The organism is Blastocatellia bacterium, assembly GCA_025054955.1.
GTDB lineage: Bacteria > Acidobacteriota > Blastocatellia > HR10 > J050 > JANWZE01.
The window spans coordinates 1-2,885 of the sequence record JANWZE010000069.1; the positions used below are offsets into that span (position 1 = coordinate 1).

General features: G+C 54.5%; 6 protein-coding genes. All 6 read right to left on the reverse strand.

The genetic code is table 11. The features are described from left to right. The coding region (gene cas2 / locus NZ823_09765; GenBank protein ID MCS6805410.1) for a CRISPR-associated endonuclease Cas2 at window positions 1-134 on the reverse strand (134 nt) is incomplete at its 3' end. A 96-nt stretch (window positions 135-230) separates the two neighbouring features. Continuing rightward, the gene (gene cas1d, locus NZ823_09770) at window positions 231-1,250 is read right to left on the reverse strand and encodes a type I-D CRISPR-associated endonuclease Cas1d (GenBank protein MCS6805411.1); all 1,020 of its coding nucleotides are present in this window, start codon (window positions 1,248-1,250) and stop codon (window positions 231-233) included. A gap of 2 nt (window positions 1,251-1,252) precedes the next feature. Beyond that, on the reverse strand, window positions 1,253-1,495 hold the full coding sequence (locus NZ823_09775; protein MCS6805412.1) for a hypothetical protein: 243 nt from the start codon (window positions 1,493-1,495) through the stop codon (window positions 1,253-1,255). Between the two features lie 2 nt (window positions 1,496-1,497). Beyond that, window positions 1,498-2,109 carry a CRISPR-associated protein Cas4 gene (gene cas4 / locus NZ823_09780; protein ID MCS6805413.1) on the reverse strand — a complete coding sequence of 204 codons (612 nt, stop codon included), beginning with the start codon at window positions 2,107-2,109 and terminating at the stop codon, window positions 1,498-1,500. 75 nt (window positions 2,110-2,184) lie between these two features. Continuing rightward, window positions 2,185-2,586: a GxxExxY protein gene (locus tag NZ823_09785; GenBank protein MCS6805414.1), complete on the reverse strand. Its 402-nt coding sequence runs from the start codon at window positions 2,584-2,586 to the stop codon at window positions 2,185-2,187. Window positions 2,587-2,674: 88 nt separating this feature from the next. After that, on the reverse strand, window positions 2,675-2,885 hold a 211-nt coding region (gene cas6 / locus NZ823_09790), incomplete at its 5' end, for a CRISPR system precrRNA processing endoribonuclease RAMP protein Cas6 (protein ID MCS6805415.1).

The following is a 2,885-nucleotide window of genomic DNA, read 5'->3' on the forward strand; positions in this document are numbered from 1 at the left end:
CGGAGGTAATCCTTTTTCTCCAGCTCGCACTCAAACACGCTGTATTGCACCCACTGTCCGTAGGACTTCAGCGCCTTGTGGATCCTCGTGCGGCGTTTGTCTTCCTGGACATCGTATGAAATCACAATGAACATGATCCGTTCGTGATCCGTGATTCGTGATCCGTGACTCCTGATCTGTGATTCGTGATCTATGATTAACGGTCAATGTCAACAAACAAGGGATACTGACTACTTCACCACCAGTGGCACGTATCGGTCAAGCTCTCCGGTGATCGTTTTGGCGAGTATCCGAGCTTGCAGTTCAAAGCCTCTCAGATACGAGACCTTGTACCCAAACACCGGATGCTGAAACTCAGTCAGCTTGCGTTCCTCATATTGGCGAAGAAACGTCCGGCGCGCTGAGTCCTTCATCAGCACGACGCCGCCAAGGTGAGTCTGGAAATCTTCAGGCGCGACCATTCGCTTGTTGATGAGAGTGAGGACAACCGAATCAACAATAATGGAGCGGAACTCTTCCATCAAATCGAGGGCGAGGCTCGGCTTGCCATGACGGTCGGCGTGAAGAAATCCGACGTAAGGATCCAGGCCGACGATCTGAGTAGCGGCCATCAGATCATGCATCAACAGCGTGTAACCGAACGAGAGCATCGCATTGACTGGGTCGCGCGGCGGACGCTTAAGGCGTCTTTCAAAGCGAAAGCCATCGGCTTTGATCAGCGCGTCGAATGCTCCGAAATAAGCGGCGCTGGCCTCACCTTCGTGCCCGCGAATCTGGTCGAGCGTTGTGGCGAAGGGGAGCGCGTCTTGGGCGTGTTTGATGCGCTCGACTGCGGCGTCAAGCGTGATGAAGCGGTCGCTCGATGGGTCTTCCTCAGAACGGCGACTGCGAACAAGCATCGTGCGCATGTTGGCGAGCTTGCCGGCTACGAGAGCGCGGGCGACCTCTTTGACAGTCACCTCTGCGTCAGCGGCGCGATATTGCGCCCGGCGCAGAATCACATTGCCGTTCACCGGCGGCTGAAAGTGACCAAGATAGCGCCCAGCGTGGCTCAAGTAGCAGAGCGGAATGTTGTGCTCTAAGAGCGCCTGAACTGTCGCCGCCGTCACGGTCACTCGACCTAGGAGAACAATCGAAGAAACTTTGAGCATCGGGACATCAATAAGGGTCTGTTTCTCCTTGGTGACCTTGAGGCGTTCATCCACTTTTCGCAGCACTGCATCCTCGGTTGTAATGTAAAGGGTGGCCATTGCTATTTCTCTTTTTTGTGGTGTTGGTAAAGCTGGGTCAGTTTGTGACGTTTTGGGTCGAAGTGCCGACGGATGTCTTCGAGCGATTTGAAGAGGTATGCGGCGCAGTAATGGCAAAAGATGGATGTGCCGAGCAGCCGGATGATGCTGCTGCGGAAATCAACCTCCCCTCTCCTGAAACTGTCCCACACTTCTGGGTCTGGTTCTCCGCAACCAATTTCTCTGTCGCACTGTGACATATACATCGTCAACCTCCCGTTACTGAGTTTGAGATGGTGAGTCTGACTAATTTCTCCGTCTCCCTGGGCAGACAGATGGGATAGAGGGAGCAACCTTTGCACCGTGGCCCGTAGACGGCCGGCGGGCGCTCTTGAGTCATCAGCAGAGAGCGTACGGCTTCGATTGTCAGGATTGTGTGGCGCCGAATCTCAGCGTCCAGCTTCACCGCTTGCCGCCGCGCCGTCGCCGCGTAGTAGATGTAGCCGACCTCAATCGGTTCACAGCCGATCATCTCTTCGAGGCAGAGCGCCTGCGCGCAGAGTTGCAACTGATCGTTTTTCCAATCGCCTCGGCGACCTTTCTTGATTTCGACAGGATAGATTTTTCCGTCGCGCTCTTCGATGACATCAGCCTTGCCGTAGAGTCCATGGCGTTCCGAATATAACCAGACGGAGCGAAATTGTGTGGTGTCGCCGCGACGGATGGCGCTCGGTTCGTCGGCGCGCGCGTGAAGGATAGAGCCTTCGACTGTGTGTTCGTTGTCAAAGAACTCTCCTTCGCAGTAAATCAGGTAACAGCGCCTGGGGCAGTAGTCGAATTGATTGAGCGCAGAGATGAGGATGTAATCTTCTCGGTTCATAGATCATAGAACACGGATGACGCCGATCATGCCAATGCGCGCGGATCACCTCGGCCAATATCCGCTCAATCCGCGTCATCCGCGGTCCAACAGTTTCCGTTCGTTGGAAAACACTTTGCGTCTGAACTCTGGCTTCGGACCGAAGTTCAATAACAGCCCGACTTCGATTTCTGTGGCTTTCAGGTAATTGATGAGCTGAGCTTCGTGGGCCGGAGCAAGCGCCTCTGCCGCCTTCACCTCAATGATGACAGCCGGATCAACAATCAAGTCGGCATAGTAGTCCCCAACCTCTACTCCGTCGTAATAGACCTTGATCGGCGCTTGTTGTAATACACTCCATCCCAGCCGACGCAGCTCGATAGCCAGTGCGTTTTCGTAGACCTTCTCCAGGAAGCCATAGCCCAGAATGTTGTAGACCTTGTAAAACACCTTGATGATTTGCTCGGTCAACGTTTCATGTTTCAGATCAGGTCGCATGCGTACCCCCTTCATAGAACACGGATGACACTGATGACGCCGATCCCCGCCGATCCAGCCATATCTGCGAACATCCGCCTCATCCGCGTTATCCGCGTTCTATAATTCGCCGAACCGTACCGCAGCCGAAGCTTGTTTTCTTCCCCAGACCCATGAAGAATGCGGCGTCGGCCAGCAGATTGACAGCATATACGAAGCTGAGGACAGGGCTGCCGGTGATACGGTAAGTGGCCTGTCCAACAAAGCCGGTGATGCGTCGCCCGCCGCCAACATTCATGATGGCTGAGCGAAGTTGGAAT